Source organism: Enterobacter wuhouensis (assembly GCF_035835995.1).
GTDB lineage: Bacteria > Pseudomonadota > Gammaproteobacteria > Enterobacterales > Enterobacteriaceae > Enterobacter > Enterobacter wuhouensis.
This window is the reverse complement of record NZ_CP142124.1, coordinates 2,232,488-2,257,067: the sequence shown is the minus strand read 5'-3', so window position 1 is coordinate 2,257,067 and position 24,580 is coordinate 2,232,488. Positions and strand designations below refer to the sequence as shown.

The 24,580-nt window shown below is 56.1% G+C and carries 22 protein-coding genes and 1 pseudogene; 10 read left to right on the top strand and 13 right to left on the bottom strand.

What is annotated here, in order from left to right; all coding sequences use genetic code 11:
• Positions 1-116: 116 nt before the first annotated feature.
• On the bottom strand, positions 117-1,616 hold the full coding sequence (locus tag VPX56_RS10915; protein ID WP_326471716.1) for an aldehyde dehydrogenase family protein: 1,500 nt from the start codon (positions 1,614-1,616) through the stop codon (positions 117-119).
• 241 nt (positions 1,617-1,857) lie between these two features.
• Here VPX56_RS10915 and feaR point away from each other — a divergent pair, with 241 nt between their 5' ends.
• Positions 1,858-2,766: a transcriptional regulator FeaR gene (gene feaR, locus VPX56_RS10910; protein WP_131632771.1), complete on the top strand. Its 909-nt coding sequence runs from the start codon at positions 1,858-1,860 to the stop codon at positions 2,764-2,766.
• Here feaR and VPX56_RS10905 read toward each other — a convergent pair whose 3' ends face one another.
• Genes VPX56_RS10905 through VPX56_RS10895 form a run of 3 tightly spaced genes read right to left on the bottom strand, consistent with a single transcriptional unit; the run spans position 2,767 to position 5,919 of the window.
• Positions 2,767-3,084, bottom strand: a complete 318-nt coding sequence (locus tag VPX56_RS10905; protein WP_131632772.1) for a YdbL family probable chaperone protein — start codon at positions 3,082-3,084, stop codon at positions 2,767-2,769.
• Between the two features lie 7 nt (positions 3,085-3,091).
• Positions 3,092-3,283, bottom strand: coding sequence for a YnbE family lipoprotein (locus VPX56_RS10900; protein WP_131632773.1), 192 nt, complete (start codon positions 3,281-3,283; stop codon positions 3,092-3,094).
• Positions 3,280-5,919: a YdbH family protein gene (locus VPX56_RS10895; protein WP_326471708.1), complete on the bottom strand. Its 2,640-nt coding sequence runs from the start codon at positions 5,917-5,919 to the stop codon at positions 3,280-3,282. Before VPX56_RS10895 ends, VPX56_RS10900 begins: the two co-directional genes overlap by 4 nt.
• Before the next feature lie 210 nt (positions 5,920-6,129).
• Between VPX56_RS10895 and VPX56_RS10890 the strand changes: the two genes are divergently transcribed.
• Positions 6,130-7,119 (top strand): 2-hydroxyacid dehydrogenase, encoded by a 990-nt coding sequence (locus tag VPX56_RS10890; protein WP_326471706.1) that lies wholly within the window; start codon positions 6,130-6,132, stop codon positions 7,117-7,119.
• 17 nt (positions 7,120-7,136) lie between these two features.
• On the opposite strand, the gene VPX56_RS23070 is transcribed toward VPX56_RS10890, so the two are convergent.
• Both VPX56_RS23070 and dcp read right to left on the bottom strand, forming a co-directional pair.
• Complete coding sequence (locus VPX56_RS23070; protein WP_131632817.1) at positions 7,137-8,372, bottom strand: mechanosensitive ion channel family protein; 1,236 nt, start codon at positions 8,370-8,372, stop codon at positions 7,137-7,139.
• Between the two features lie 113 nt (positions 8,373-8,485).
• A pseudogene (gene dcp / locus VPX56_RS10875) lies at positions 8,486-10,518 on the bottom strand (peptidyl-dipeptidase Dcp).
• 143 nt (positions 10,519-10,661) lie between these two features.
• Here dcp and ydfG point away from each other — a divergent pair.
• On the top strand, positions 10,662-11,408 hold the full coding sequence (gene ydfG, locus VPX56_RS10870) for a bifunctional NADP-dependent 3-hydroxy acid dehydrogenase/3-hydroxypropionate dehydrogenase YdfG (RefSeq protein ID WP_131632777.1): 747 nt from the start codon (positions 10,662-10,664) through the stop codon (positions 11,406-11,408).
• A gap of 90 nt (positions 11,409-11,498) precedes the next feature.
• Positions 11,499-12,185, top strand: coding sequence for a GntR family transcriptional regulator (locus VPX56_RS10865; RefSeq protein WP_326471704.1), 687 nt, complete (start codon positions 11,499-11,501; stop codon positions 12,183-12,185).
• A gap of 34 nt (positions 12,186-12,219) precedes the next feature.
• Here the strand turns inward: VPX56_RS10865 and VPX56_RS10860 are convergent, their stop codons facing one another.
• Positions 12,220-12,651 carry a universal stress protein gene (locus tag VPX56_RS10860; RefSeq protein ID WP_131632779.1) on the bottom strand — a complete coding sequence of 144 codons (432 nt, stop codon included), beginning with the start codon at positions 12,649-12,651 and terminating at the stop codon, positions 12,220-12,222.
• 287 nt (positions 12,652-12,938) lie between these two features.
• Between VPX56_RS10860 and ydfZ the strand changes: the two genes are divergently transcribed.
• Positions 12,939-13,142 carry a putative selenium delivery protein YdfZ gene (gene ydfZ, locus VPX56_RS10855; protein WP_131632780.1) on the top strand — a complete coding sequence of 68 codons (204 nt, stop codon included), beginning with the start codon at positions 12,939-12,941 and terminating at the stop codon, positions 13,140-13,142.
• Between the two features lie 42 nt (positions 13,143-13,184).
• Here ydfZ and VPX56_RS10850 read toward each other — a convergent pair whose 3' ends face one another.
• The 5 genes from VPX56_RS10850 to VPX56_RS10830 all read right to left on the bottom strand — a co-directional run bounded on the left by VPX56_RS10850 (position 13,185) and on the right by VPX56_RS10830 (position 19,011).
• A complete protein-coding gene (locus tag VPX56_RS10850) occupies positions 13,185-14,648 on the bottom strand; it encodes a mannitol dehydrogenase family protein (RefSeq protein WP_326471698.1) in 1,464 nt (487 codons plus the stop codon).
• Between the two features lie 223 nt (positions 14,649-14,871).
• Positions 14,872-16,251 (bottom strand): MFS transporter, encoded by a 1,380-nt coding sequence (locus VPX56_RS10845; protein ID WP_131632782.1) that lies wholly within the window; start codon positions 16,249-16,251, stop codon positions 14,872-14,874.
• 73 nt (positions 16,252-16,324) lie between these two features.
• Positions 16,325-17,344 (bottom strand): Zn-dependent oxidoreductase, encoded by a 1,020-nt coding sequence (locus tag VPX56_RS10840; RefSeq protein ID WP_326471696.1) that lies wholly within the window; start codon positions 17,342-17,344, stop codon positions 16,325-16,327.
• A gap of 14 nt (positions 17,345-17,358) precedes the next feature.
• Positions 17,359-18,573: a D-mannonate dehydratase ManD gene (gene manD, locus VPX56_RS10835; RefSeq protein WP_131632784.1), complete on the bottom strand. Its 1,215-nt coding sequence runs from the start codon at positions 18,571-18,573 to the stop codon at positions 17,359-17,361.
• Between the two features lie 111 nt (positions 18,574-18,684).
• The gene (locus VPX56_RS10830; protein WP_131632785.1) at positions 18,685-19,011 is read right to left on the bottom strand and encodes a YnfA family protein; all 327 of its coding nucleotides are present in this window, start codon (positions 19,009-19,011) and stop codon (positions 18,685-18,687) included.
• Positions 19,012-19,161: 150 nt separating this feature from the next.
• On the opposite strand from VPX56_RS10830, the gene VPX56_RS10825 reads away from it, so the two are divergent.
• Both VPX56_RS10825 and speG read left to right on the top strand, forming a co-directional pair.
• Entirely contained in the window at positions 19,162-19,500 is a 339-nt protein-coding gene (locus VPX56_RS10825) for a DUF1283 family protein (protein ID WP_131632786.1), read from the top strand.
• Between the two features lie 8 nt (positions 19,501-19,508).
• Positions 19,509-20,060 (top strand): spermidine N1-acetyltransferase, encoded by a 552-nt coding sequence (gene speG / locus VPX56_RS10820; protein WP_131632787.1) that lies wholly within the window; start codon positions 19,509-19,511, stop codon positions 20,058-20,060.
• Between the two features lie 17 nt (positions 20,061-20,077).
• On the opposite strand, the gene VPX56_RS10815 is transcribed toward speG, so the two are convergent.
• A complete protein-coding gene (locus tag VPX56_RS10815) occupies positions 20,078-20,788 on the bottom strand; it encodes a YnfC family lipoprotein (protein WP_326472027.1) in 711 nt (236 codons plus the stop codon).
• Between the two features lie 296 nt (positions 20,789-21,084).
• Between VPX56_RS10815 and VPX56_RS10810 the strand changes: the two genes are divergently transcribed.
• From VPX56_RS10810 to VPX56_RS10800, 3 genes are all read left to right on the top strand, one after another.
• Positions 21,085-21,378 (top strand): DUF1161 domain-containing protein, encoded by a 294-nt coding sequence (locus VPX56_RS10810; protein ID WP_263609475.1) that lies wholly within the window; start codon positions 21,085-21,087, stop codon positions 21,376-21,378.
• Between the two features lie 135 nt (positions 21,379-21,513).
• Positions 21,514-23,952 carry a selenate/tellurate reductase subunit YnfE gene (gene ynfE / locus VPX56_RS10805; protein ID WP_326471687.1) on the top strand — a complete coding sequence of 813 codons (2,439 nt, stop codon included), beginning with the start codon at positions 21,514-21,516 and terminating at the stop codon, positions 23,950-23,952.
• Positions 23,953-23,962: 10 nt separating this feature from the next.
• Positions 23,963-24,580, top strand: coding sequence for a DMSO/selenate family reductase complex B subunit (locus VPX56_RS10800; protein ID WP_326471685.1), 618 nt, complete (start codon positions 23,963-23,965; stop codon positions 24,578-24,580).

The following is a 24,580-nucleotide window of genomic DNA, read 5'->3' as shown; positions in this document are numbered from 1 at the left end:
GCTAACCCGGCCTACGAAATTAGCCCGGTGTGGCCTGATGCCCTCACCCTGACCCTCTCCCACGGGAGAGGGAACACACACTAAAAAGGCAACCTCCCGGTTGCCTTTTGCTTTTACTAGTAGCGCACGCAAACCGACTTGGTCTCGCACCAGCCGTCCAGCCAGTCCGGGCCAAAGTCACGGCCGGTACCGGACTGCTTCATGCCGCCGAACGGCAGGTTGGCGTCAATCAGCGTGTGGCTGTTTACCCACACGGTGCCCGCCTGCAGCCTGTCGGTATACTCCAGCGCCCTGCTGATGTTCTGCGTCCAGACGCTGGCCGTCAGCCCGTATTCGGTATCGTTCGCCAGCCGTAGCGCCTCTTCGCCGTCGGCTACGCGTATGAGGTTCACCACCGGGCCGAACACCTCTTCACGGGTCAGGCGCAGCGCCGCATCCGGGTTGACCACCAGCGTAGGCGAAACGTAATAGCCTTTGCCGGACGGGCCGACGTTGCCGACAATCAGCTCCGCGCTTTTTGATTTTGCTTCATCGAGGAAGGTCTGCACTTTATCGCAGTGGGCACGCGAGACGAGGGGGTTAATAAACGCCTGCGGCGACATGCCCGGCCCGACGCTCAGGGATTTCACCGCCTGCTCAAAACCGCTCACCAGCGTATCGAACAGCGGCGCTTCAATGTAGATGCGCGAGCTGGCGGCGCAGACCTGCCCCTGGTTCAGGAAGCTCCCCATCATCAGCCCTTCAATCACCCAGGCCGGGTCGGCATCCTTCAGCACGATGGCCGGGTTTTTGCCGCCCAGCTCCAGGGTCACGCCCGTGAGCGTATCTGCCGCCGCGCGCGCGATCTGTTTTCCCGTTGCCGTAGAGCCGGTGAAGCTCACTTTGGCGATATGCGGATGCGACGTCAGCGCAGCACCGCACACCGCGCCGCTGCCCGTTACCACATTGAACACGCCTTCAGGTATGCCCGCGTCACTCGCCAGCTCCGCAACGCGCAGCATCGTCAGCGGCGTCGTTTCAGAAGGCTTGATAACGATGGAACACCCCGCCGCCAGCGCGGGCATCACCTTCCACATGCCAATCATCAGCGGGAAGTTCCAGGGGACAATGCCGGCAACCACGCCTACAGGCTCTTTTCGCGTCCAGGCCTGGTAGCGCGCTCCCTGCGGTAGGGGGATTGAGAGGTCGAGGGTTTTCCCCGCAATTTTCGTGGTCAGCCCGGCGGTGTAGCGCATCCAGTTCAGGGTGCAGCCGACTTCAAACGCACGAGAGATATTGATCGATTTGCCCTGCTCCAGCGTCTCAAGCTGTGCCAGCTCTTCGCTATGTTGTTCAACCAGATCGGCAAAACGCAGCAGGATACGCTCACGCTCGGCGGGCAGTTTGCCTGCCCAGGAACGGGCAACAAAGGCGCGCCAGCCGGACATCACCGCCCGATCGACATCATCAACGCTGGCATCGGCAGTAGAGGCAATAATATCTCCCGTTGCCGGGTTATAGACGTTTAACCGCTTTTCGCTGTCGGATGCGGTCTGTCGTCCTTCAATCCACAGCCCGTGATGGCGGTCTAAAAACTGCTGCACGCCCGGCAGGATTGCGACCTGTGATTCTGACATAGGGTACTCCTTCGTTATTATTCGCAGGGTGTTAATGCAGTCTACGAGGGCTTTCGCATTCTCGCTTTTGTCTCTCTGACATTCGCTTTGCCACCTGTGACAGGCTCCGCAAATCGTGATAATTCCGGCTTATACCGCTGTTCCCGGTGAGTGTTCTTTCCTATAGTCAGCCTCAAGGCTCTGACAAAATGCAACACAAATGCAACAATGCAAAAACATTGACGGTGCAGCGGGATAAACGATGGCGTGTGCAAGCGAGCAGGAAAAATATCAGCAGTGGCTGGCGCAAATTAACCAGGTCTGCGGGCGTTTTGACGCTCGCCCACTTGAGGGCGAATTTATTGGCGAACTGGAAACCAGCTATGCCCGCAGCCTGAAGCTCAGCACCGTGACCGCCGCGGGCGTAAACCTCTTCCGCACGCGTCAGGAGATAAAAACCAGCAACGACGCGTGGTTCTACACCGTGTTTCAGCTCGACGGCGGCGCGGAGATTGAACAGGACGGCCGTCGCTCCATCCTCAAATCTGGGGACATTACGCTCATTGACGCCTCGCGCCCCTGCTCCATCTACTGGCAGGAAAAGTCCCGCCAGATTTCATTGCTTGTGCCGCGCCAGATTATTGAACAGCAGTGTCGTTTTCAGGAGGTAAGCTGCGCGCTCACGCTCTCACGCACCCTGCCTACCGTTCAGCTGAGCCACCGCCTGCTGCAGGAGAGCATGGGCAATGCCGACCTGAGCGATCGGGAAAGCGAAGCGGCGCTGGAGGCGATGGTCTGCCTGCTGCGTCCGGCGTTTCAGCAGCGGGAAGCGGCCCCGCCGCGTAAGGAACGCCAGTTCCAGAACGTGCTGTCGCTGATTGACGATCATATTCAGGCGGAAACCCTGCGCCCGGAGTGGATTGCCGCAGAGAGCGGGATGTCGGTGCGCAGCCTGTACCGCATGTTTGCCGATAAGGGCCTGGTGGTGGCGCAGTATATTAAAAACCGCCGACTCGACCTCTGCGCGCAGGTGCTGCGTTCAGCCGGAGATGATGAAAAGCTGGCGGGGATTGGCTACAGCTGGGGATTTGCCGACCATAGCCATTTTTCTACGGCGTTTAAGCAGCGGTTTGGCGTTTCGCCCGGAGAGTACCGCAAGCGTTGCCGCTAGCTACTTTTTCAGCCATTTTCCGTTAATTCCCTTCACGTATTCACCCGGCTGCGCGCGCGCGACCAGCTTTTGCCCTGCCATCTTCGCCACTTCATCCACCGGCAGGTTATTGCTGTCGGCAAGCTTCTGATAGCTTTCCGTCCGCGCGGCGTTAATGCGGTTCACCAGCGCCAGCGTTTCGGCATCCTGTTTGACAGGCGCGATATAGCCGCTCAGGGTTTCCCCCACGCGCCCCTGCGCCCGGGCGTCATTTAAGGTGAGCGTTGCCGCCTGCACGTTCATGCCCAGCGCCAGTAAAATAAGAGCTAATCGTTTCATGGCGTCCTCAGAACAGATCGCTGCGCGATTTCAGCAGGGATTCAACGTCTTTATCGACCTTGATGTGGATCTCGTGCTCAATTTTTACGTTCATGTTGATGGTGATCGGCTCCTTTGGCGCGGCCACCTCAATGCGTGGCGTACAGCCGCTCAGCAGCGCGACAGCGGCGACGGTGAGTACACCTGCCCTCATTTTCATCGTTGATCCTCACTTTCCTTGCCGGTAGCACTGCGGGCACTGGGTATTGCCGCATGTTGCTCAAACCATGTTTGCAGGTTGTCTCCAAAGCGCAGGCTGCGCCAGAGGGTAAAAATGTTCTCTTCGTGGGTGTAGTTGAGGTTCACCGAACCGCTTTTGCCGTCAACCCGGCTGGTTCCCTTGATGGTGGCCTGCATGGTGAGTTCACCCAGGTTATCTACATTGAGTTTTGTCCACGAACGGGAAATTTCCATATAGCGAAGCCAGTTAATCGCTGCCCCCGCCACCATATTATCGCTCACGATGGCATCCGCCGTGTCTTTGTCGATACGAAGCGTCATCGGCCCCGGATTGGTCAGCCAGCCATCTTTGATGATCCATTTTTCGTTATCCAGCCAAAACGGCAGCGCCCCGCTTACGGGCCCTGACATTGTAAACTGCTTGGGATTGACGGCGCCGATCAGCTCGCTGGAAGAGATATTGTCTACCCGCAGCAGCGCCGGATCGTGCTGCGGCATCCTGAGCTGCTGCATGGTAATTTTCCCGCCGAGGGTTTCAACCTTCACGTTGGTGAGCAGCAGCGGGTTCTCTTCCGTCCACGGATAGTCGCCCTGCAGATCGGCGGTGATGTTGCGCGCGGTCACCAGGTTTTCAACCTCACCAATGCGCAGCGTTACCGGCCCACGCGTGCCGAGCGACCAGGTTCCTTCGCTAAAGCGGAACGGCAGGACAAAATCGACGCCGTTAATTTTATTGTCGGGCATCCACGCGCTGCCGGACGTCAGCACGCCGTGGCCGCCTGCCTCAAAGCCCTGATCGGCTGCCGCCGAGAACGCCACCTGCGCGTAAAGCTCACCTTCACGCAGGGTCAATTTCCAGTCTGGCGGGATGAGCGGCTGGAATACGGTAAGAGACTGCTTCGGCCACCAGGCTTGCCCCCGCAGGCGTTCGCCATCCCAGCGCCCGTTTACCCGTACCGGGCCAATCTTGTCGGCGTGCAGGTCGCCTTTGAACTGGAAGAGGGTCGGTTCGGTGCCGTCCACGCTAAAGGTGAGCACCGACGGCGGCAGTACGCTCCCCCCCGAAAACGACGTTTGTCCGGCATTCAGCGAGAGCGCACCGCTGAATTTTGGGTTGGCCGGATCGCGATACCAACGTACCGGGCTATCCAGCACCAGGCGCGGTTTGCTCACCTCCATGGTGCCGTACTGGAGCCTGTCGAAGCCGGTGGAAAGATCGGTGAGTTCGATAAGCCTGTCGCGCCACTCGCCTTTACCCGCCACATCCCAACGGGCATGCATGGGCGTAAAGCCGCCTTTTCCCCAGTAGCGCCACTGCCACAGGCCGTTATCGGGCAGAAAGTCATTGGCCTGTCCGTCAAGGTGCAGTTCAAAATCGCCCATCTCATTTTCATGCGCACGCAGAATAGCCTGCAGGCGACCGTCTACACCTTTCTGGGTGAGCTTAACCCCTGCCAGCGGCCAGCGGATTTCATCGATATCGAGAGCGTTAATAATGCGCCCACGAGAACGCAAAAGCGCACCCGGTTCGAACGTAAGCTGCGGATCGTTGACGCTGCCGGTCAGCTTTGCCGGAAGTTTAGCGTAAAGAATAAGATCGTTTTGCTTGGCCTCGCCGCTCAGGTGAAGCGGCATGTTGTTGTTTTCCATGCTGAGCTTGCCGGGCCCTATATTGAGCACGGCATTGCCTTTACCGGCATCGCCCTGCGTCAGCACGTTTAGACGCCCGGTAAAAATGGCGTTCTCAAGCCCCTGCTGCCAGCTGTCCACCCTCAGGCCAACGCGTCCGCTCAGCGGCATGCCGGACAGAACCCAGTGCCAGCGGCCATCGCTGATGTTCAGCTGTTCCGCCGTGATTTGCCACGGCAGGTCGAGCAGTGGTTCAGGATTATCGCGCGCCATGACCACCAGCTGCCCCTGATTTTCCTCCCAGTCGAGATCGGCATCGACCAGAGACGTTAACTGTGGCACGTTAAACGTCGCGACAGCGTGGCCTTTAACGGGCACGCCGTCCGGAACCAGCGGCAGGGTGAATTCCCCCACCAGCTTCACAGGCTCCGGCTGGTCGGGAAGCAGTACGTCAAACTGGCTGACGGTGAGGGTCTGACCACGCAGCCGACCGTTGATGCTCACCTGCTCGCCGTTATAGGTGAGTTCCTGAGTCTCCGGCGTGAGTGACGCATGGAGTTCCCCCTGCCACTGTTGCCAGGGTGAGAGCCTAAGGGAGTGAACGGCAATCCAGGTTTTAGGTAAAACCGCCTGCCACTGCGCCAGCGTTTTGGGCGCGACCGTCGAAGGCGCAGACTGAGGGATTTTGCTGAAGCACACGGCGTTCAGCTCCAGCGCGTCGATTTCCAGCTTCCAGCGGCTGGGATGGGACAGCGTGGCGTTTTTTACGCTGGCAATCTCGCAATCCTCAACCAGATAGCGCAGATCGGGAATAACGATAGCGTGGCGGGTCAGTCGGGGGCTTTTTTCGAAGGCGATGCGGGTTCCGACGGGTAGCCAGATCCCTGCTAAGGTTGGCACCCATTGGGCGAGCGTCATCAGCAGCGTAAGCGGCAAAACAATTAACAGCAGTAATAGCGCAATTACGGCTTTGTATTTACCCTTCATGGGCAGTTAATATCCTGATTTAGCGAAAGAATTAAGCCGACAGTGCCGATCATTGTCGCATGTTTAGCCAGTCAGTTGAAGCGTATGCCATTTTTAAGGATAGATGCTCTATCATTATTCATAGAACTTATTGAATTCAATAATATTTTATAAATTGTAAGATTATTTTAATCATGCTAACGTGAATGCAAAATCACTGGAGAAAGTCTTATGAAACTCGCCGTTTATAGCACAAAGCAGTACGACAAAAAGTATCTGCAACATGTTAACGAGACTTATGGATTCGAACTTGAATTTTTCGACTTTCTGCTGACCGAGAAAACCGCCAAAACCGCGCACGGGTGCGAAGCCGTCTGTATCTTCGTCAACGATGACGGCAGTCGCCCGGTGCTCGAAGAGTTAAAAAAGCAGGGCGTGAAGTACATTGCCCTTCGCTGCGCGGGCTTTAACAACGTGGATCTTGATGCGGCAAAAGAGCTGGATCTGAAGGTGGTTCGCGTTCCGGCCTACTCCCCGGAAGCGGTAGCGGAACACGCCATCGGCATGATGATGTCCCTGAACCGTCGTATTCACCGCGCCTATCAGCGCACCCGCGACGCCAACTTCTCTCTGGAAGGCCTGACCGGCTTTACCATGTACGGTAAAACCGCAGGCGTGATCGGCACCGGTAAAATCGGCGTGGCTGCCCTGCGCATCCTCAAGGGCTTTGGCATGCGCCTGCTGGCGTTTGACCCTTACCCAAGCGCTGCCGCGCTGGAGCTGGGCGTAGAGTATGTCGATCTGTCCACGCTGTTCTCGCAGTCAGACGTGATCTCCCTGCACTGCCCGCTGACGCCGGAAAACTATCACCTGCTCAACCAGTCGGCATTTGACCAGATGAAGGACGGCGTGATGATCGTCAACACCAGCCGCGGCGGGTTGATTGATTCCCAGGCGGCGATCGAAGCGTTGAAAACGCAGAAGATTGGCGCGCTGGGGATGGACGTGTATGAGAACGAGCGCGATTTGTTCTTTGAAGACAAGTCCAACGACGTGATTCAGGATGACGTCTTCCGCCGCCTGTCCGCCTGCCACAACGTGCTGTTCACCGGCCATCAGGCGTTCCTCACCGCCGAAGCGCTAATCAGCATTTCGGAAACCACGCTGGGGAATTTGCAGCAGCTGGAAAAGGGTGAAGAATGTCCTAACGCGATCGCGTAAGCATAAGGTGCCGGGCATTACGCCCGGCCTTTTTCACTTTCCTGCGACAAACGCCAGAAGTCGTGTCCTGCCGGATACTGGTATAAACGAAGCGAAAATTTCTCCACAACCGCCGTGATATATTCGAAAATGGCCGACTGCGTATTTTCATAATCCATCCACATTGTGGACGTGGTAAAGCAGTATATTTCCAGCGGGATCCCCGATGCCGACGGCTTTAACGTTCTCACCACGATGTACATATCCTTGATAATATCGGGTCGTTCAGCAAGGTAAGCCATCATATAATGGCGAAACAGCGTTAAGTTAGTCAGCCCATTATCCACAAACCAATTGTCGGCAACGCCCAGCGGATCGCGGCCATCGAGCAGCTTCGCCAGCGGTTCACTCACCCCGCGTATTCCCAGCATAGGTGCCAGTATCTCCTGATTGAGAAACACCACCGAATGCTGATCGATGGTGGTGCTGCGCATTATCCTGCGCGCCCCCGAGGAAAACATTGCCTGCCAGTTAGTGTAGGTTTCTGTTAAGAAATTCTTTGTCGGAATACGTGAAATCGTATTATCCCAGTTGCGTATGGTGATGGTGTGCAGCGCAATATCCGTCACTTCTCCGCTGAGGTTTTTATCCGGCATTTCAATCCAGTCGCCGAGCTGAAGCACGTCGTTTGACGAAAGCTGAACGTTGGCGACAAGGGAAAGCAGCGTATGCTGAAAGACCAGCATAAGCACCGCAGCAACCGCACCGAGGCTTGAAATAATAATGGCCGGTGATTTATTCGACATCACCGCGATAATCATGATGGCTGCAATGATATGGACTAAAATTTTCCCTATCTGGATGTAGCCTTTTATGGAGTGGTTTTTCCGCTTGGTTTTTCGCAGATAGGAGCTGTTAACAATATCCAGCATTTCGTTGAAAAATACCGAGAGGAAAACAAAAAATAGAATCCCGCAAATGGTGTTTATCGCCGTAACCAGCGATGCCGGCATATTCGGCATAAACTGTAATACGTAATAAACGATGATAACCGGAACAAAATTAGAGAGCTTTTCAGCGATTCGACGATCCTTTTCTAATGGAACGTCCTGCTTATGGCTGGAAAAGAACACTCTTCTGACAACTTTAATTAACAGGAATTTGCACATAAGATGTGCAAAAAAACCGGAGATAATTAACAGTATGATGTTAAAACCTATTGCAAGTGCAGGATTGCTCTCAATAAACGTTAATAAATAGTCCAGGTACGCCATCATCCCTCACCTGCTTTGCTCGCTACGTTATCTCTGTTTTAACCTAAGGCCGTGACCTTATTTCCCTCAAAGCCGGGCATGACGCCCGACTCAGGTAGCAGACCACATTCCCCTTACGCACTCAACCCGCGATTCACCAGCATGGGTTCAATACGGGGATCGTGTCCGCGCCAGTCGCGGTACAGCGCTTCCAGATCGCTGCTGTTCCCGCGCGACAATATCGCCTCGCGGAATTTTTGCCCGTTCTCCCGCGTTAAGCCGCCCTGCTCGACGAACCACTGATAGCCATCGTCGGCCAGCATTTGCGTCCACAGATACGCGTAGTAGCCCGCCGCGTAGCCGCCGCCAAAAATATGGGCGAAATAGCTGCTGCGATAGCGCGGCGGAACCGCCGGCAGATCCAGCCCCTCTTTGTTGAGCGCTTCAGCTTCAAATGCCTCTACGCCGTCGACGGCACCGTCAATGCTGTGCCAGTTCATGTCCAGCAGCGCTGCGCTCAGCAGCTCCGTCATGTCGTAACCTTTGTTGAACTGGGTCGCGTTAAGCATTTTATCGCGCAGCCCCTCCGGCATCGGTTCACCCGTTTCGTAGTGGCGGGCATAGTGCGCAAAGACCTGGGGATGGCTGGCCCAGTGCTCGTTGATTTGTGACGGGAATTCCACGAAGTCGCGCGGCGTATTGGTGCCTGAAAGCGTGGCGTAGCGCTGGCTGGCGAACAGGCCGTGCAGGGTATGGCCGAACTCGTGGAACAGGGTGATGACATCATCCCAGGAGATCAGCGCGGTCTGCCCGCTCGCCGGTTTTGGATAGTTACACACGTTGTAGATCACCGGCCGCGCGGCAAATTCGAAGGATTGCTCAACGAAGTTCCCCATCCACGCCCCGCCGCCCTTCGAATCGCGGGCGAAGAAATCACCGTAGAACAGCGCCATGCCTTCGCCCGTGTGGTCAAAATCTCCCATACGCGAACGTCAGGGTGATAAACCGGAATATCAAACCGCTCCACGAAGCCGATGCCAAACAGCTGGCTGGCGGCCCAGAACACGCCGTCGAGCAAGACGGTATTAAGCGCAAAATAGGGCTTAACCTGCGATTCATCGAGCGCGTATTTCGCCAGGCGCACGCGCTCGGCGTAAAATGCCCAGTCCCACGCCTGCGCGGTAAAACCGCCCTGTTCGTCATCAATCACCTTCTGGATATCCGCCAGCTCCACCGCTGCCCGGGCGCGCGCCGCTGGGACGATCCCGCGCATAAAGGCCAGCGCGGCGGCGGGCGTTTTGGCCATCTGGTCGGCCGTACTCCAGCTCGCATAATCCGCAAAACCCAGCAGTTTTGCCTGACGTGCTCGCAGCGCGGTGAGGCGAAGGATCAGCTGTCGGGTGTCGTGTTCATCGCCCTTCTGGGTGCGTTCCCATCCGGCTTTGAACAGGTTTTCGCGGGTCTGACGGTTGGCCAGCGCCGAGAGCGCAGGCTGCTGGGTCGTATTCAGCAACGGGATCAGCCAGCGATCCTTCAGCCCCTTCTCGGCGGCAGCCTGCGCGGCAGTGGCAATCTCATCAGCGCTCAATCCCTCAAGCTGATGCACGTACTCAGCGACCAGCCCGCCCGCTTTATCCGCCGCAAGCAGGCGCTGGTTGAACTGACTGGTCAGGGAGGCTGACTCAGTATTCAGCGATTTCAGCTCCGCTTTCTCTGCGGAACTCAGACGCGCGCCGGCCAGCACAAAGTGCTGGTACGTCTCCTCCACCAGCCGACGGGATTCGGCATCCAGCGTGGCGCGATCCTGCCAGACGCTCTCCACGCGCGAGAAAAGCGTATCGTTGAGCCAGATATCGTTCGCCAGCTCCGCCAGCTCGGTCGAAAACTGCTCGTCCAGCTCCTGAAGATAATCGTTGGTGTGCGCAGAGGTCATGGCGAAGAAAACGCTGCTGACGCGCGATAGCATGGCACCGCTTTTTTCCAGCGCCAGAACGGTATTGTTGAAGTCCGGAGCGGCAGCTTGCGCGATGATGGCCTCGATTTCGGCTCGCTTCTGGCGCATCGCTTCATCAAATGCCGGGCGATAGTGGCTATCGTTAATCGCGTCAAAACGCGGCGCCTGATAGGGCAACTGGCTGATTTCAAAAAAAGGATTATTGACCGACATCGTTGACTCCTTAATACGGTATATCCCCCCAGAGTAGGCCAGCGGGCCAGAGCCTGCAATGCCGTTATACAAATGTTGCCTTAACGGCGTGGCGGAGAGCGTGCTATGGTAGTACTACATAAAAAGCGTTGAGGAACAGTGAGATGATTATTTTAGTTACCGGGGCGACAGCGGGTTTTGGTGAAAGCATCACGCGTCGCTTCGTCGCCAACGGCCATAAGGTGATTGCAACGGGTCGTCGTCAGGAGCGTCTGCAGGAGCTGAAGGACGATTTAGGCGACAGCATCCTGACCGCGCAGCTGGACGTACGCAATCGCGCCGCCATCGAAGAGATGCTGGCGAACCTGCCCGCCGAATGGCGTGAGATCGACGTGCTGGTTAACAACGCCGGCCTGGCGCTGGGCATGGAGCCTGCGCACAAAGCCAGCGTCGAAGACTGGGAAAACATGATCGACACTAACAATAAAGGGCTGGTGTATATGACCCGCGCGGTGCTGCCAGGCATGGTCGAGCGCAATCGCGGTCACGTCATTAACATCGGCTCTACCGCGGGCAGCTGGCCCTACGCGGGCGGTAACGTCTATGGCGCGACCAAAGCCTTTGTGCGCCAGTTCAGCCTGAACCTGCGCACCGACCTGCACGGTACCGCCGTTCGCGTCACCGATATCGAGCCGGGCCTGGTGGGCGGCACCGAGTTTTCCAACGTGCGGTTCAAGGGCGATGACGCGAAGGCGGATAAAACCTATGAAAACGCCAATGCGCTGACGCCGGAAGATATCACCGAAGCGGTCTGGTGGGTGGCGACGCTGCCAAAACACGTCAACATTAATACCGTTGAAATGATGCCGGTCAGCCAAAGCTTTGCCGGGCTGAACGTGCATCGCGGCTAATCTGCCCTTCCCGGCCTGCGGGCCGGGTATGTGATGCGGGGCAAAAGAATGGTAGTATGTTCAGGTTAACTCTCTGAGAAATCACAACCCATGGCCGCTGAATCGCAACTCAATCCTACCCAGCCCGTTAATCAGCAAATCTACCGTATTTTACGACGCGACATTGTCCACTGCCTGATCCCGCCGGGAACGCCGCTCTCTGAAAAAGAGGTCTCCGTACGTTTTGACGTTTCTCGTCAGCCCGTACGCGAAGCGTTTATTAAGCTCGCGGAAAACGGCCTGATTCAGATCCGCCCGCAGCGCGGCAGCTATGTGAATAAAATTTCGCTCTCGCAGGTGCGGAACGGCTGTTTCGTGCGCCAGGCCATTGAGTGTGCCGTGGTGCGCCGGGCCGCATCGCTGATAAACGAAAACCAGATCTACCTGCTGGAACAAAATCTGCACCAGCAGCGCATTGCGATTGACCGTAAACAGCTGAACGACTTTTTCCAGCTGGACGATGAGTTCCACCAGAAGCTGGCGCAAATTGCCGACTGCCAGCTGGCGTGGGATACCATCGAGAATATTAAGGCCACCATTGACCGCGTGCGCTATATGAGCCTGGATCACGTTTCGCCGCCCGAAATGCTGCTTCGACAGCACCAGGACATTTTCAATGCGCTGGATAAGCGTGATGCGGAGGGTGTTGAAAAAGCGATGACCCTGCACCTGCAGGAAATTAGCGAATCGGTGCAGCTTATTCGTCAGGAAAACAGCGAGTGGTTTAGCGAGGAATAAATTTGCCGCCGCCTTTCGGCAGCGGCAATGTTTATTAGCGAACGACCAGTACCGGGATGGTGGCATAGCGTAAAATAGATTCGGCATTCGAGCCGAGCAGGTGGGTTGTCATGCTCGGGTTTTTCGAACCGATAACAATTACGTCATAATCCCCCTCTTTGCTTAGCCTGATTATTTCGTCACGCACGTTGCCAAAACAGACTTTGCAGTGAATATCGTTCGGTGAAATATCGAAGAGCCGCTTCAACGCCGTCATTTTCTTCTCGGACTCGACGGTCATATACTCTTCGAACTTCTTGATATCGGCGTTGAACCCGCGCAATAGCGAGCGGCTGCTGTTGGGCAGAATGTTCACCAGGGTAATCGACGCGCCTTCTGCCTTCGCCAGGTTGGCCGCGTGGCGCACCGCCTTATCGCTCAAGTCCATTTCAAACACATCAACAGGCATCAAAATCTTCTTGTACATAAGCCTGACTCCTTATTCCGATGAGAGGATTATTTCCTGCCTTAAGAGTGCCATTGGCAATATAAACAAACGCTCAACGCTTGCAGGGGTAAATTATCCATTAAGGAAAATAACTGTCCACTTTGTAAATTACCGTCCTGAACCGTCAGCGGCATTCAGAACGGAGAAAAAAGTGTGATCTTGATCGGAAGCAAATAATTTATGCGAAGAGAGGCGTATTAATAATGCCCGTCAACGGCGAGACGTGAAATAGCGCCGTAGCGGATAGTGAGAGAGGAGAAAATACCATGATGACATACGACCGTAACCGCAACGCCATTACCACCGGCAGCCGGGTCATGATCAGCGGCACGGGCCGCACCGGCCTGATTAAAGCGATTCACAGCGAGGGCCTCGACGCCGCGCAGGTGCGCCGTAGCAAAACGGTGGAAGTGGAAGGATGCGAAGGGAAGTTCGAACCGGTTGAGCTGATTCGTCTGGGAATGCACTAACAGTGCAATGTCATGCCGCCGCGAACGGCGGCATGTCAGGGATTAAACCTGCGCCACGTACTGCGCAACCGTGGCTTTCGCCCCCTTCTGCAGCAGCGTCTGATACGCCTTCATGACGGCATCCACAAAGACAGCCTCCTGCGGCAGCTCGTTGCCGAAGATAGCCTCTATGCCCAACAGCGCCTTCACGCGGCTTTCGCCTTCAGCGCTACCCTCTACCGCCGCCTGAATGATTGCCAGCTGCGGGTCGCTTACCTCAATTGCATTGCCCTGCTCGTCCACGCCGCCGACGTAACGCATCCAGCCCGCGACGCCCAGCGCCAGCAGCGGGAAGCTTTTCTGATGCACCAGATGCCAGCGCACGGAATCAAGCATACGCTGCGGAAGTTTCTGGCTTCCGTCCATCGCGATCTGCCAGGTGCGGTGACGCAATGCCGGATTGCTGTAGCGGGCTATCAGCATATCGGCATAACGGCCCAAATCAACGCCTTTCACCTTCAGCGTTGGCGCCTGCTCTTTCAGCATCAGCGCATGTGCTGCCGCGCGGTAGTTCGCGTCTTCCATGCAGTCGTTGATGTGCTGGTATCCTGCCAGATAGCCAAGGTACGCCAGGAACGAGTGGCTGCCGTTAAGCATACGGAGCTTCATCTCTTCAAACGGAATGACGTCTGAAACCAGCTCGGCACCCGCTTTTTCCCACTGAGGACGCCCCGCAACAAAGTTGTCTTCGACCACCCACTGGCGGAACGGCTCGCAGGCCACGCCCGCCGGATCGCGAACGCCGGTCAGCTGTTCGATTTTATCCAGCGTTTCCGCCGTCACCGCAGGCACGATGCGATCGACCATGGTCGACGGGAAGGTCACGTTCGCCTCAATCCAGTCTGCCAGGTCGCTGTCGATCGCACGCGCGTAGGCGCAGGTCACATTACGCATCACGTGACCGTTTTCCGGCATGTTGTCACAGGACATGACGCTAAAAGCAGGCAGTCCCGCCGCCCTGCGACGCGCCAGCGCTTCTACAACCACGCCCGGCGCGGATTTCGGCTGGTGCGGGTTCTGCAGGTCTGCGACGATAAACGGATGATCGAGCATCAGTTGACCCGTCGCCGGGGAATGACAGTACCCTTTCTCGGTGATGGTCAGCGAAACGATAGCAATCTGAGGCTCGCACATCGCGGCCAGGACGGTTTCCAGTCCGTCAACCTGAGCGTGCAGCGCCTTTTTGACCACGCCGACCACGCGCGACGTCCACGCATCGGCAGACATCTCCGCCACGGTGTACAGATTACCCTGCGCCTTGAGGTCGGCAATCTGCTGTTCCCCACCAATCAGGTTAACTTCGCAGTACCCCCAGTCGCTGCCGTGTTCAGCCGCCAGAATGTCGGTGTACACCGCCTGGTGCGCACGGTGAAATGCGCCAAAACCTAAATGAACAATGCGTGCCTTGAGGCTATCGCGATCGTATTGAGGAAGCGTCGCTTTCGCCTGTAATAACCGGTTTTCCATGATTGAGACTCGTTAATTTAACTACGCTGCGATCCGCAGCCGCTCTCTTGTCAGAGCGGCTGCGCCTGCTGACTACACCAACTAGAATGGCAGTTGAGGTAAAAAATATCTGCCATTAACCATACTGATACTGCAGTTTCAGATATTGATTTATATTAACTTTTGTCCATGTGGTGTGACATGAATGAAAAGTTGTGTGACAGGTCACTCAAGATATAAACCGCTAGCGCCGCGATGAAAGTGCCCCGTAAGCGACAGACGCTTTCTCAGGAGATTCAGCCGCGTCTTCCGCTATGCTCAGATCGCGGTCGCGCACTTCTGGCATTAATACGGCAGAAATCAGGCCAATCGCTGAATAGGCGATAAGCATCGCGACAATCGGCCACCAGGAACCGGTCATATTGCAGAAAATCCCCGCCAGCACAGGGCCAAAGCCCACCGCCACCAGGCCACCGGCCTCTTTAGAAATCGCCATGCGGGTAAAGCGGTTACGCGAGCCAAACATCTCTGCCATGGTGATGTTTTCCAGGGCAAACAGCCCCAGCACCGCGAAGTTGTGGATAACGATAATCGACAGCATGATCACGCCCGGCGCGTAGCTCTTGTCAACGATGATCGACAGCATCGGGTACGCCAGGATGATGGCTGAAATATTAAGAATGATGTACGGCAGACGACGCCCCACCTTGTCCGACAGCCAGCCCAGCAGCGGGATAGAGATAAACCCGAGGATGGAGCTTATCATCAGCGCATCGGTCGGAATGCCTTTATCGAACAGCAGCGTCTGCACCAGATATCCCGCCAGGAAGGTCTGAATTAAACCTGAGTTGCCCGCCTGACCAAAACGCAGGCCGGTTGCCAGCCAGAAGGACTTGCTCTTAAACATCGCGCCCAGCGAGGTTTCCTGTGTCGCTACCGGTGCTGCCGCGTCAGCGTCGTTTACCTTCTCAAATACCGGACTCTCTTTGAGGTTCATTCGCAGCCAGATTGCGAAGATCATCACCACGACGCTTGCCAGGAACGGCACGCGCCAGCCCCAGGCGATTAACTCTTCACGATCCAGGGCAAAGAACATCACCGCCCAGATTGCGGTGGCGCTCAGCGTGCCGCAGTTGGTGCCCATCGCCACCAGCGAGGAGATGATGCCGCGCTTCCCTTTCGGCGCGTACTCCGCCAGCATGGTGCCTGCGCCGGAGATTTCAGCCCCAGCGCCCAGGCCCTGAATAATACGCAGCGTCACCAGCAGCACCGGCGCGAAAATGCCGATCTGCGCGTAGGTTGGCAGGACGCCAATGAGGGTGGTACAGATCCCCATCATGGTAATGGTAATAAACAGCACCTTTTTGCGGCCAATGCTGTCGCCCATTCTGCCGAAAATAAAGGCCCCGACGATACGCGCAATGTAGCCCGCGCCGTAAGTCCCCATCGCCAGTATCAGCGCCATCGCGGCGGACTGTTCCGGGAAGAAGATTTCGTGGAAAACCAGGGCTGCGCCCAGCGAGTAGAGCTGGAAATCCATAAACTCCAGCGCCGTGCCCAGCCAGCCGGAAACGGCGGCTTTCACCAGGTCTGATGTCGTTCTTTGAGGTTGTGCTTGCGTCATAATGGCTATCTCTGAAAGGTAAGATGCGTACCACATAGAGCCTGTCTGCGCAGGCTCTTAACCGCGTGAATTGTTATTGGCCGAACGTGAGTAGGACCTTACAGCACTGCCGCTGGTCTTTTTCAAACAGTTCGATTGCGTCTGAAACGTGGTGATAGTCAAAAGTATGGGTAATCAGTTTTTCAGGGTCGATTAGCCCCTTCTTCAGCCAGTCAATCACGACCGGGAATTTGTTGGCATTCAGCCGCGAGGAGAAAATCGACAGCTCTTTGCCGGTGATCCCCTGCTGTACGATCTGGCTCGGGTCGCTGGAGAAGCCCATCAGCACAATGCGCGCAGCCGGAGAGGCCATGGTAATCGCCTCCTGCAGTATCGACGGGTGGCAGGCAGCGTCAACGATTAACGTTGGCCTGATCCCCTTCTCTTCCAGCGCGGCCTGCAGCGATTGTTCAGCGTTGTTAAAGACCCAGTCCGCGCCGCTGCGCTGCGCCATCGCCAGGCGCTCGTCGATGCGATCGACAACGATGACCTGCTTGACCTTGTAGACGCCCTTCAGCGCCTGTACGGTGACCAGCCCCATCGGGCCCGCGCCGTAAATCAGCGCCACGTCCTGTTCGGTCGGCTTTGCATGGCCCGTCACGTTGGCCGCAATGGTGAAGGGTTCAACCATAACGGCGTGTTTATCGGGGATCTCATCCGGAATGGGCCAGGCATTTTTTGCAGGCACCACCGCGTACTCGCTGAAGCCGCCGTCACGGTGGACGCCCAGCACGACCAGCGAGGTGCAGACGTTTGGTTTGCCGACGGAGCACGGATAGCAGTGTCCGCAGCTGATTACCGGGTCAACCGAGACGCGCTGACCAAGACGAGCACCGTCTACGCCCTCGCCTGTGGCATCGATCTCGCCAAAAAATTCGTGACCGATCACGCGCGGGTATTTAGCGAACGGGTTATGCCCACGGTAGATATGGCTATCTGAACCACAAATCCCGGCGAGCTTGATTTTGACGCGCACGTCGCCTGCAGCAGGTGCCGGGAGTGGACGATCTTCAATCACCAGTTCGTTCGGCTGTTGAATGACTACGCTTTTCATCGTTTGCTCCTCGGTTACCAGTTCCACAGCGTGCCGTCTTCAAGACGGGCCACCGGCAGATAGGCCGGATCGTAGGGGTATTTCGCCGCCAGCTTCTCGTCAAACTCAATGCCCAGCCCCGGCTTGTCGCCCGGATGCATATAGCCGTTGTCGAAGCGCCAGCTGTGCGGGAAGACGTCCAGCATCTGTTCGGAGTAGCCCATGTATTCCTGCACGCCGAAGTTTGGCACCCACAGGTCGAAATGCAGCGCCGCGGCGTGACAAATCGGTGACAGATCCGACGGGCCGTGTGAACCGGTACGCACCTGGTACAGCGAGGCAAAGTCAGCAATGCGCCGCATCCCCGTAATCCCACCCGCATGGGTAATGGTGGTGCGGATATAGTCGATAAGCTGCTCTTCGATCAGCTGTTTGCAATCCCAGATGCTGTTGAACACTTCACCTACGGCGATTGGCGTGACGGTGTGCTGGCGAATCAGACGGAAGCACGCCTGGTTCTCCGCTGGTGTCGGATCTTCCATCCAGAACATGCGGAACTCTTCAATGCTTTTACCAAAGCGCGCCGCTTCAATCGGCGTCAGGCGGTGGTGCATGTCGTGCAGCAGGTGCTCATTAAAGCCAAACTTGCTGCGCACCGCATCAAACAGCTTTGGCGTGAAGTCGAGGTATTTCTCGGTGGACCAGAGCTGCTCCTCCGGCCAGTCGCCTTTTGTGGCAGGCTCGTACGCCAGCCCTTTTCCTTTAGACATGCCGTAGGTGGTTTTCATTCCCGGCACGCCGCACTGCACGCGGATTGCCTTGAAACCCATCTCTTTATGACGGGCGTAATCTTCCAGCACGTCATCAATGGTGTGGCCGGTGGTGTGACAATAAACCATTACGCCCTCGCGGGACGCGCCGCCCAACAGCTGGTAGAGCGGCATATTGGCGGCCTTAGCTTTGATATCCCAGAGCGCCATATCGACGGCAGAAATTGCCGACATAGTGACCGGGCCACGACGCCAGTAGGCACCTTTATAGAAGAATTGCCAGATATCTTCGATGCGATGCGCATCGCGACCAATCAGCTGTGGGCAAAGGTGATCCTTCAGGTAAGAGGCCACGGACAGTTCGCGCCCGTTCAGCGTGGCGTCACCCAGGCCCACAATCCCCTCGTCGGTGGTAATTTTGAGAGTGACAAAGTTGCGCCCCGGGCAGGTCACAAATACTTCGGCCCCGACAATCTTCATAATCCAGTTCCTTACATCGCTCGTTGTGATGGAGGAAATTTACGCAACTACACTACTACCATACAAGTATGATGATCGTAAAATCAGCCCGCGATCACAAAATGAGGGCGCTTACGCGCGCCCCCAGCCTGCTACGATAATCAACATGCCGCACAGCGCAACGAGCGCGCCCGCCCAGTCGTAGACGCTGAGCTTGACGCCATCCACCACGCGCAGCCACAGCAATGCAGTACAAACATATACCCCGCCGTATGCCGCATAAACTCGCCCACTGGCGGCGGGATGCAGCGTTAATAGCCAGACAAAAAGCGCAAGAGCAATTCCGGCCGGGACCAGCAGCAGCACCGATGCCCCTTTCTTCAGCCAGAGCCAGGGCAGGAAGCAGCCGATGATTTCACACAGCGCGGTGGCAAAAAAAAGCAGCGTCGTTTTGATCATTGTTACGTTTCGTGAGGATTGATTTAAACATCTTACCCGATAATGGCTTTTACTTTTCCATACCTGCTGCGCGGGTATGCCGCAATTTCGCTTTGGTGTAGAATCCAGCTGAGATAACCTGATTATCTGCACCATTTAAAAGGAAACGCTATGACTACATTAAGCAAACGCCTTTGCCTGACTGCCGCACTGGCACTCTCTGCGTTCGCCTGGAGCGCGACGGCCACTGCCGAAACCAGCAAACTCATCATTGAGTCTGGGGACAGCGCGCAAAGCCGTCAAAACGCAGCAATGGACAAAGAACAATGGAATGACACCCGCAACCTGCGCCAGAAGGTCAACAAACGCGCGGAAAAAGAGTGGGACAAAGAAGATGTCGCCTTTGATGCGCGCGACAAATGCCAGCAGAGCGCGAATACCAACGCATACTGGGAGCCAAACACCTTGCGCTGCCTGGATCGTCGTACCGGCCGTACGGTTGCGCCGTGAGGTCAGCGATGCACGACATCACGCTTCGCCCGCTTGAGCGAGAAGATTTGCGCTTCGTCCACCAGCTCGACAACAACGCCAGCGTGATGCGCTACTGGTTTGAAGAGCCTTACGAGGCGTTTGTCGAGCTGTCGGATCTGTATGACAAGCACATTCACGATCAGAGCGAACGCCGCTTTGTAGTGGAGTGCGAAGGCGAAAAAGCCGGTCTGGTTGAGCTGGTGGAGATTAACCACGTTCATCGTCGGGCTGAATTCCAGATCATCATTTCGCCTGAGCATCAGGGAAAAGGCCTCGCCTCACGCGCGGCCAGGCTGGCGATGGACTACGGGTTCAACGTCCTGAATCTGTACAAGCTGTATTTGATCGTGGATAAAGAGAATGAAAAAGCGATCCATATCTACCGTAAGCTCGGCTTTATGGTGGAAGGTGAACTGATCCATGAGTTCTTTATCAACGGTGAATACCGCAATACCATCCGCATGTGCATTTTCCAGCATCAGCATCTGGCCGGGCATAAATCGAGCAGCGCCAGCCTGTTGAAACCAACCGCGCAGTAGCCTGCGCGGTTTTATTCTCAATAATATTCAATGCTGTTTTTAATGGTGTACTTACGCTCTACGGCGGGGGTGACGCTGTCATCGGTGATATTCAGATCGCAGCTCACTGGATTATTGTGGCGATCGTACTCACAGCTCTGCTGCACTTTGCCCAGCGGCTTGTCGTTGACCAGGCTCACGGCAGAATAATCCAGCCTTTTGCGCAAATCTTTTGACGGCGTTGACTGCACCGACAGGCGCTGTTCCCCGGAGACGGTGGATTTCCCCAGCGGGTAGCCATCGGCGTCATAGCGATATTTCACCTCCATCTCTTTGCCGTGCGCCGCCACCACAAAACCGTTGTCGTCGGTATCCCAGGTTACGCCGGCGGACGGCAATTCCGCCAGCTGGCATTTACCCTGTAGTTTAACCTTCTGCTGCTGAGTTTCGGCATCGATGTAATAATTGGCGTCCAGCACCAGCGCAACGCCCGTATTAGCTTCCAGATCGTGGAGTTCCAGGGTATCAAAGCACCCTTCTGCCGACATCGTGCCCGTCACACGTTTTGAGACTTCGCCCTTGTCGTTAAAGAGCGTCTGGGTAAAGTCTTTGACCGGCCCGCGTAAGGGGTCAAAATCAAACTCATTAGAGAAGCTCGCCATCTCCGGCGTAAATGAAAGCGGTGCGGAATTGTCATCGCACCCCATCAATGCTGTCGCCAGTAGCGTTATCGCTGCGTATTTCTTCACGTCATTTACCGATGCAGAAAGTTTATTGCCAGTCATATTAGCAAATACAGTGGCTTAACGCGTAGTGGTTAAGCAATGTGCTCAAGCGCACCCTGCTGCCCATGGCAGGCATATCCAGATTCTATAATGGAAAACACGAATTTGGTGATAAACGAATCCCCGATCTCGCCGCAACGCCCGTTGAGCTGCGCCGGATATCCATTTTCATAAGATTATTCAGAATGTACTAGTCAAAAAACAAATACTTACATGATCCCTGCTAAAATTACCCTACACACAGAGAAAAGGAGCTACAGATGAAACGGTTACCCTGGATTACCGCCCTGCTGTTAATGAGCGCCTCAACGGCCGCTCTGGCTGCCCCCGATTCCTGCGAGCGCGTAAAAAGCGACATCCAGCAGAAGATCGTCAATAACGGCGTACCGGAGTCCGGCTTCACCCTGAACATCGTTCCTAACGATCAGGCAGACCAGCCGGATGCGCAGGTCGTTGGGCATTGTGCCAACGATACCTTTAAAATTTTGTACACACGCACGGGCAGCGGTGCAGCATCCGGCAATCAGGACAGTGCCCCCGCTGAGCCGCAATAATTTTTCACCTCCAATCCCCCTTGATTTGATGAGGATTAATATTTAATACCCACAAATAAGTAACACTCACCCCATCATTAGCCCGGTTGTAATCACGGGTGAAAATAATACGCAATTACAATGATGGGGTGAGTTATGTCTGATGTTGAACATCACGGCGGTATTAGCCGTCGAACTCTGGTGAAATCTACCGCGATTGGATCTCTGGCACTTGCCGCGGGTGGGATCTCGTTACCTTTTGGCGTGAAAAGTGCTGCTGCCGCGGTGCAAAGCGCCGTGCAACCTGCCCAGGATAAAGTGGTGTGGGGAGCCTGTTCGGTCAACTGCGGCAGCCGCTGCGCGCTGCGCCTGCACGTCCGTGATGACGAAGTTTATTGGGTCGAAACGGACAATACTGGCGAAGATGTTTATGGAAATCACCAGGTGCGGGCCTGCCTGCGCGGACGCTCAATTCGTCGTCGCATCAACCACCCCGATCGCCTGAACTATCCAATGAAGCGCGTGGGTAAGCGCGGTGAAGGCAAATTTGAGCGTATCAGCTGGGATGAAGCCCTGGATACCCTCACCGCAAGCCTGAAAAATGTGGTGGAAAAATACGGTAACGAAGCGGTCTACATTAACTATTCCTCTGGGATCGTTGGCGGTAACATCACCCGCTCCTCCCCTTATGCCTCACTGGTGGCACGCCTGATGAACTGCTACGGCGGTTTCCTTAGCCACTACGGTACCTACAGCACCGCGCAGATTGCCTGCGCAATGCCTTATACCTACGGCAGCAACGACGGTAACAGCACCTCGGATATCGAAAATACCAGGCTGGTAGTGATGTTCGGCAATAACCCGGCCGAAACCCGCATGAGCGGCGGCGGGATCACCTACTACCTTGAACAGGCCCGCGAACGTTCGAATGCGCGGATGATCGTTATCGACCCGCGCTATACCGATACCGCCGCCGGCCGTGAAGACGAGTGGATACCCATCCGCCCAGGCACCGATGCCGCGCTGGTTGCCGGTATCGCGTGGGTGCTGATTGATGAAAACCTCGTTGACCAACCGTTCCTCGATAAATACTGCATAGGCTACGATGAAAAAACGCTGCCGGAAGGCGCACCTGCCAACGGACACTACAAAGCCTATATTCTCGGCCAGGGCGACGATGCCACGGCAAAAACGCCGGAATGGGCCTCGCGCATCACCGGTATTCCAGCCGATCGCATCATCAAGCTGGCGCGTGAAATTGGATCGGCAAAACCGGCCTATATCTGCCAAGGCTGGGGGCCACAGCGTCAGGCAAACGGCGAGCTAACGTCCCGCGCTATTGCCATGCTGCCCATTTTGACGGGCAACGTGGGCATCAACGGCGGTAACAGCGGCGCGCGTGAGTCTACCTACACCATTACCATCGAGCGAATGCCGCTGCCGGACAACCCGGTGAAGACGCAGATCTCCTGCTTTAGCTGGACCGACGCCATCGCCCGCGGCCCGGAAATGACCGCCCTGCGCGACGGCGTGCGCGGTAAAGATAAGCTGGATGTGCCGATTAAGTTCATCTGGAACTACGCCGGTAACACCATCATCAACCAGCACTCAGACATCAACAAAACGCACGACATTTTGCAGGATGAAAGCCAGTGCGAAACCATCGTGGTGATCGACAACTTTATGACGTCGTCGGCGAAATATGCCGATATCGTGCTGCCAGACCTCATGACCGTCGAGCAGGAAGACATCATTCCTAACGACTACGCGGGCAACATGGGCTATCTGATTTTCCTCCAGCCCGTAACCGCACCTAAGTTTGAGCGCAAACCCATCTACTGGATCATGAGCGAGGTGGCAAAACGCCTCGGGCCGGATATCCACCAGCGCTTTACCGAGGGACGCACCCAGGAACAGTGGCTGCAGTATCTGTACGCCAAAATGCTCGAAAAAGATCCGCAGCTGCCGTCCTATGATGAACTGAAAAAAATGGGCATTTATAAGCGCAAAGATCCGAATGGACACTTTGTGGCCTATAAAAAATTCCGCGACAATCCGGACGCTAACCCACTTAAAACGCCATCCGGCAAAATTGAGATCTATTCCAGCAGGCTGGCGGAGATTGCGGCCACCTGGGAGCTGGAAAAAGATGAAACCATCAGTCCGCTGCCGGTCTACGCCTCTACCTTTGACGGCTGGGACGCGCCAGAGCGCAGCACCTTCCCGCTACAGCTCTTTGGCTTCCACTTTAAGGCCCGCACCCACTCAAGCTACGGCAACGTCGACGTGCTGAAGGCCGCCTGCCGCCAGGAGGTCTGGCTCAACCCTGTGGATGCCGAGAAGCGCGTCATCAAAAACGGCGATATGGTTCGCGTCTTCAACGATCGCGGTGAACTACGCATTCCGGCGAAAGTCACGCCGCGCATCATGCCGGGCGTGAGCGCCATGGGCCAGGGTGCCTGGCACGATGCCAACATGAACGGCGACCGTGTCGACCACGGTTCGTGCATCAACACGCTGACCACCCATCGCCCTTCGCCGCTGGCAAAAGGCAATCCGCAGCACACCAATCTGGTGCAGATCGAGAAGGCGTAAGGAGTAACCGATGACAACCCAGTATGGATTTTTTATTGATTCCAGCCGTTGCACCGGGTGCAAAACCTGCGAGCTGGCCTGCAAAGATTATAAAGACTTAACCCCGGACGTCAGCTTCCGTCGTATCTACGAATACGCGGGCGGCGACTGGCAGGAGGATAACGGCGTCTGGCATCAGAACGTCTTTGCCTATTACCTGTCGATCGCCTGTAACCACTGCGAAGATCCGGCCTGTACCAAGGTCTGCCCGAGCGGCGCGATGCACAAGCGCGAGGATGGTTTTGTGGTGGTGGACGAAGACGTCTGCATCGGCTGCCGCTACTGCCATATGGCCTGCCCGTACGGTGCGCCGCAGTACAACGAAGCCAAAGGCCATATGACCAAGTGCGACGGCTGCCACTCCCGCGTGGCCGACGGTAAAAAACCGATCTGCGTGGAGTCCTGCCCGCTGCGCGCGCTGGACTTTGGCCCGATTGAGGAGCTGCGTAAAAAACACGGCCAGCTTGCTGCGGTCGCGCCGCTGCCGTCCGCGCACTTCACCAAGCCGAGCATTGTGGTTAAACCTAACGCCAACAGCCGTCCGACGGGTGACACCACCGGCTATCTGGCAAACCCGAAGGAGGTGTGA

Coding starts and splice junctions, on each gene's coding strand:
- VPX56_RS10915 (WP_326471716.1), bottom strand. CDS start 1,616: ATGTCAGAATCACAGGTCGCAATCCTGCCGGGCGTGCAGCAGTTTTTA.
- feaR (WP_131632771.1), top strand. CDS start 1,858: ATGGCGTGTGCAAGCGAGCAGGAAAAATATCAGCAGTGGCTGGCGCAA.
- VPX56_RS10905 (WP_131632772.1), bottom strand. CDS start 3,084: ATGAAACGATTAGCTCTTATTTTACTGGCGCTGGGCATGAACGTGCAG.
- VPX56_RS10900 (WP_131632773.1), bottom strand. CDS start 3,283: ATGAAAATGAGGGCAGGTGTACTCACCGTCGCCGCTGTCGCGCTGCTG.
- VPX56_RS10895 (WP_326471708.1), bottom strand. CDS start 5,919: ATGAAGGGTAAATACAAAGCCGTAATTGCGCTATTACTGCTGTTAATT.
- VPX56_RS10890 (WP_326471706.1), top strand. CDS start 6,130: ATGAAACTCGCCGTTTATAGCACAAAGCAGTACGACAAAAAGTATCTG.
- VPX56_RS23070 (WP_131632817.1), bottom strand. CDS start 8,372: ATGGCGTACCTGGACTATTTATTAACGTTTATTGAGAGCAATCCTGCA.
- ydfG (WP_131632777.1), top strand. CDS start 10,662: ATGATTATTTTAGTTACCGGGGCGACAGCGGGTTTTGGTGAAAGCATC.
- VPX56_RS10865 (WP_326471704.1), top strand. CDS start 11,499: ATGGCCGCTGAATCGCAACTCAATCCTACCCAGCCCGTTAATCAGCAA.
- VPX56_RS10860 (WP_131632779.1), bottom strand. CDS start 12,651: ATGTACAAGAAGATTTTGATGCCTGTTGATGTGTTTGAAATGGACTTG.
- ydfZ (WP_131632780.1), top strand. CDS start 12,939: ATGATGACATACGACCGTAACCGCAACGCCATTACCACCGGCAGCCGG.
- VPX56_RS10850 (WP_326471698.1), bottom strand. CDS start 14,648: ATGGAAAACCGGTTATTACAGGCGAAAGCGACGCTTCCTCAATACGAT.
- VPX56_RS10845 (WP_131632782.1), bottom strand. CDS start 16,251: ATGACGCAAGCACAACCTCAAAGAACGACATCAGACCTGGTGAAAGCC.
- VPX56_RS10840 (WP_326471696.1), bottom strand. CDS start 17,344: ATGAAAAGCGTAGTCATTCAACAGCCGAACGAACTGGTGATTGAAGAT.
- manD (WP_131632784.1), bottom strand. CDS start 18,573: ATGAAGATTGTCGGGGCCGAAGTATTTGTGACCTGCCCGGGGCGCAAC.
- VPX56_RS10830 (WP_131632785.1), bottom strand. CDS start 19,011: ATGATCAAAACGACGCTGCTTTTTTTTGCCACCGCGCTGTGTGAAATC.
- VPX56_RS10825 (WP_131632786.1), top strand. CDS start 19,162: ATGACTACATTAAGCAAACGCCTTTGCCTGACTGCCGCACTGGCACTC.
- speG (WP_131632787.1), top strand. CDS start 19,509: ATGCACGACATCACGCTTCGCCCGCTTGAGCGAGAAGATTTGCGCTTC.
- VPX56_RS10810 (WP_263609475.1), top strand. CDS start 21,085: ATGAAACGGTTACCCTGGATTACCGCCCTGCTGTTAATGAGCGCCTCA.
- ynfE (WP_326471687.1), top strand. CDS start 21,514: ATGTCTGATGTTGAACATCACGGCGGTATTAGCCGTCGAACTCTGGTG.
- VPX56_RS10800 (WP_326471685.1), top strand. CDS start 23,963: ATGACAACCCAGTATGGATTTTTTATTGATTCCAGCCGTTGCACCGGG.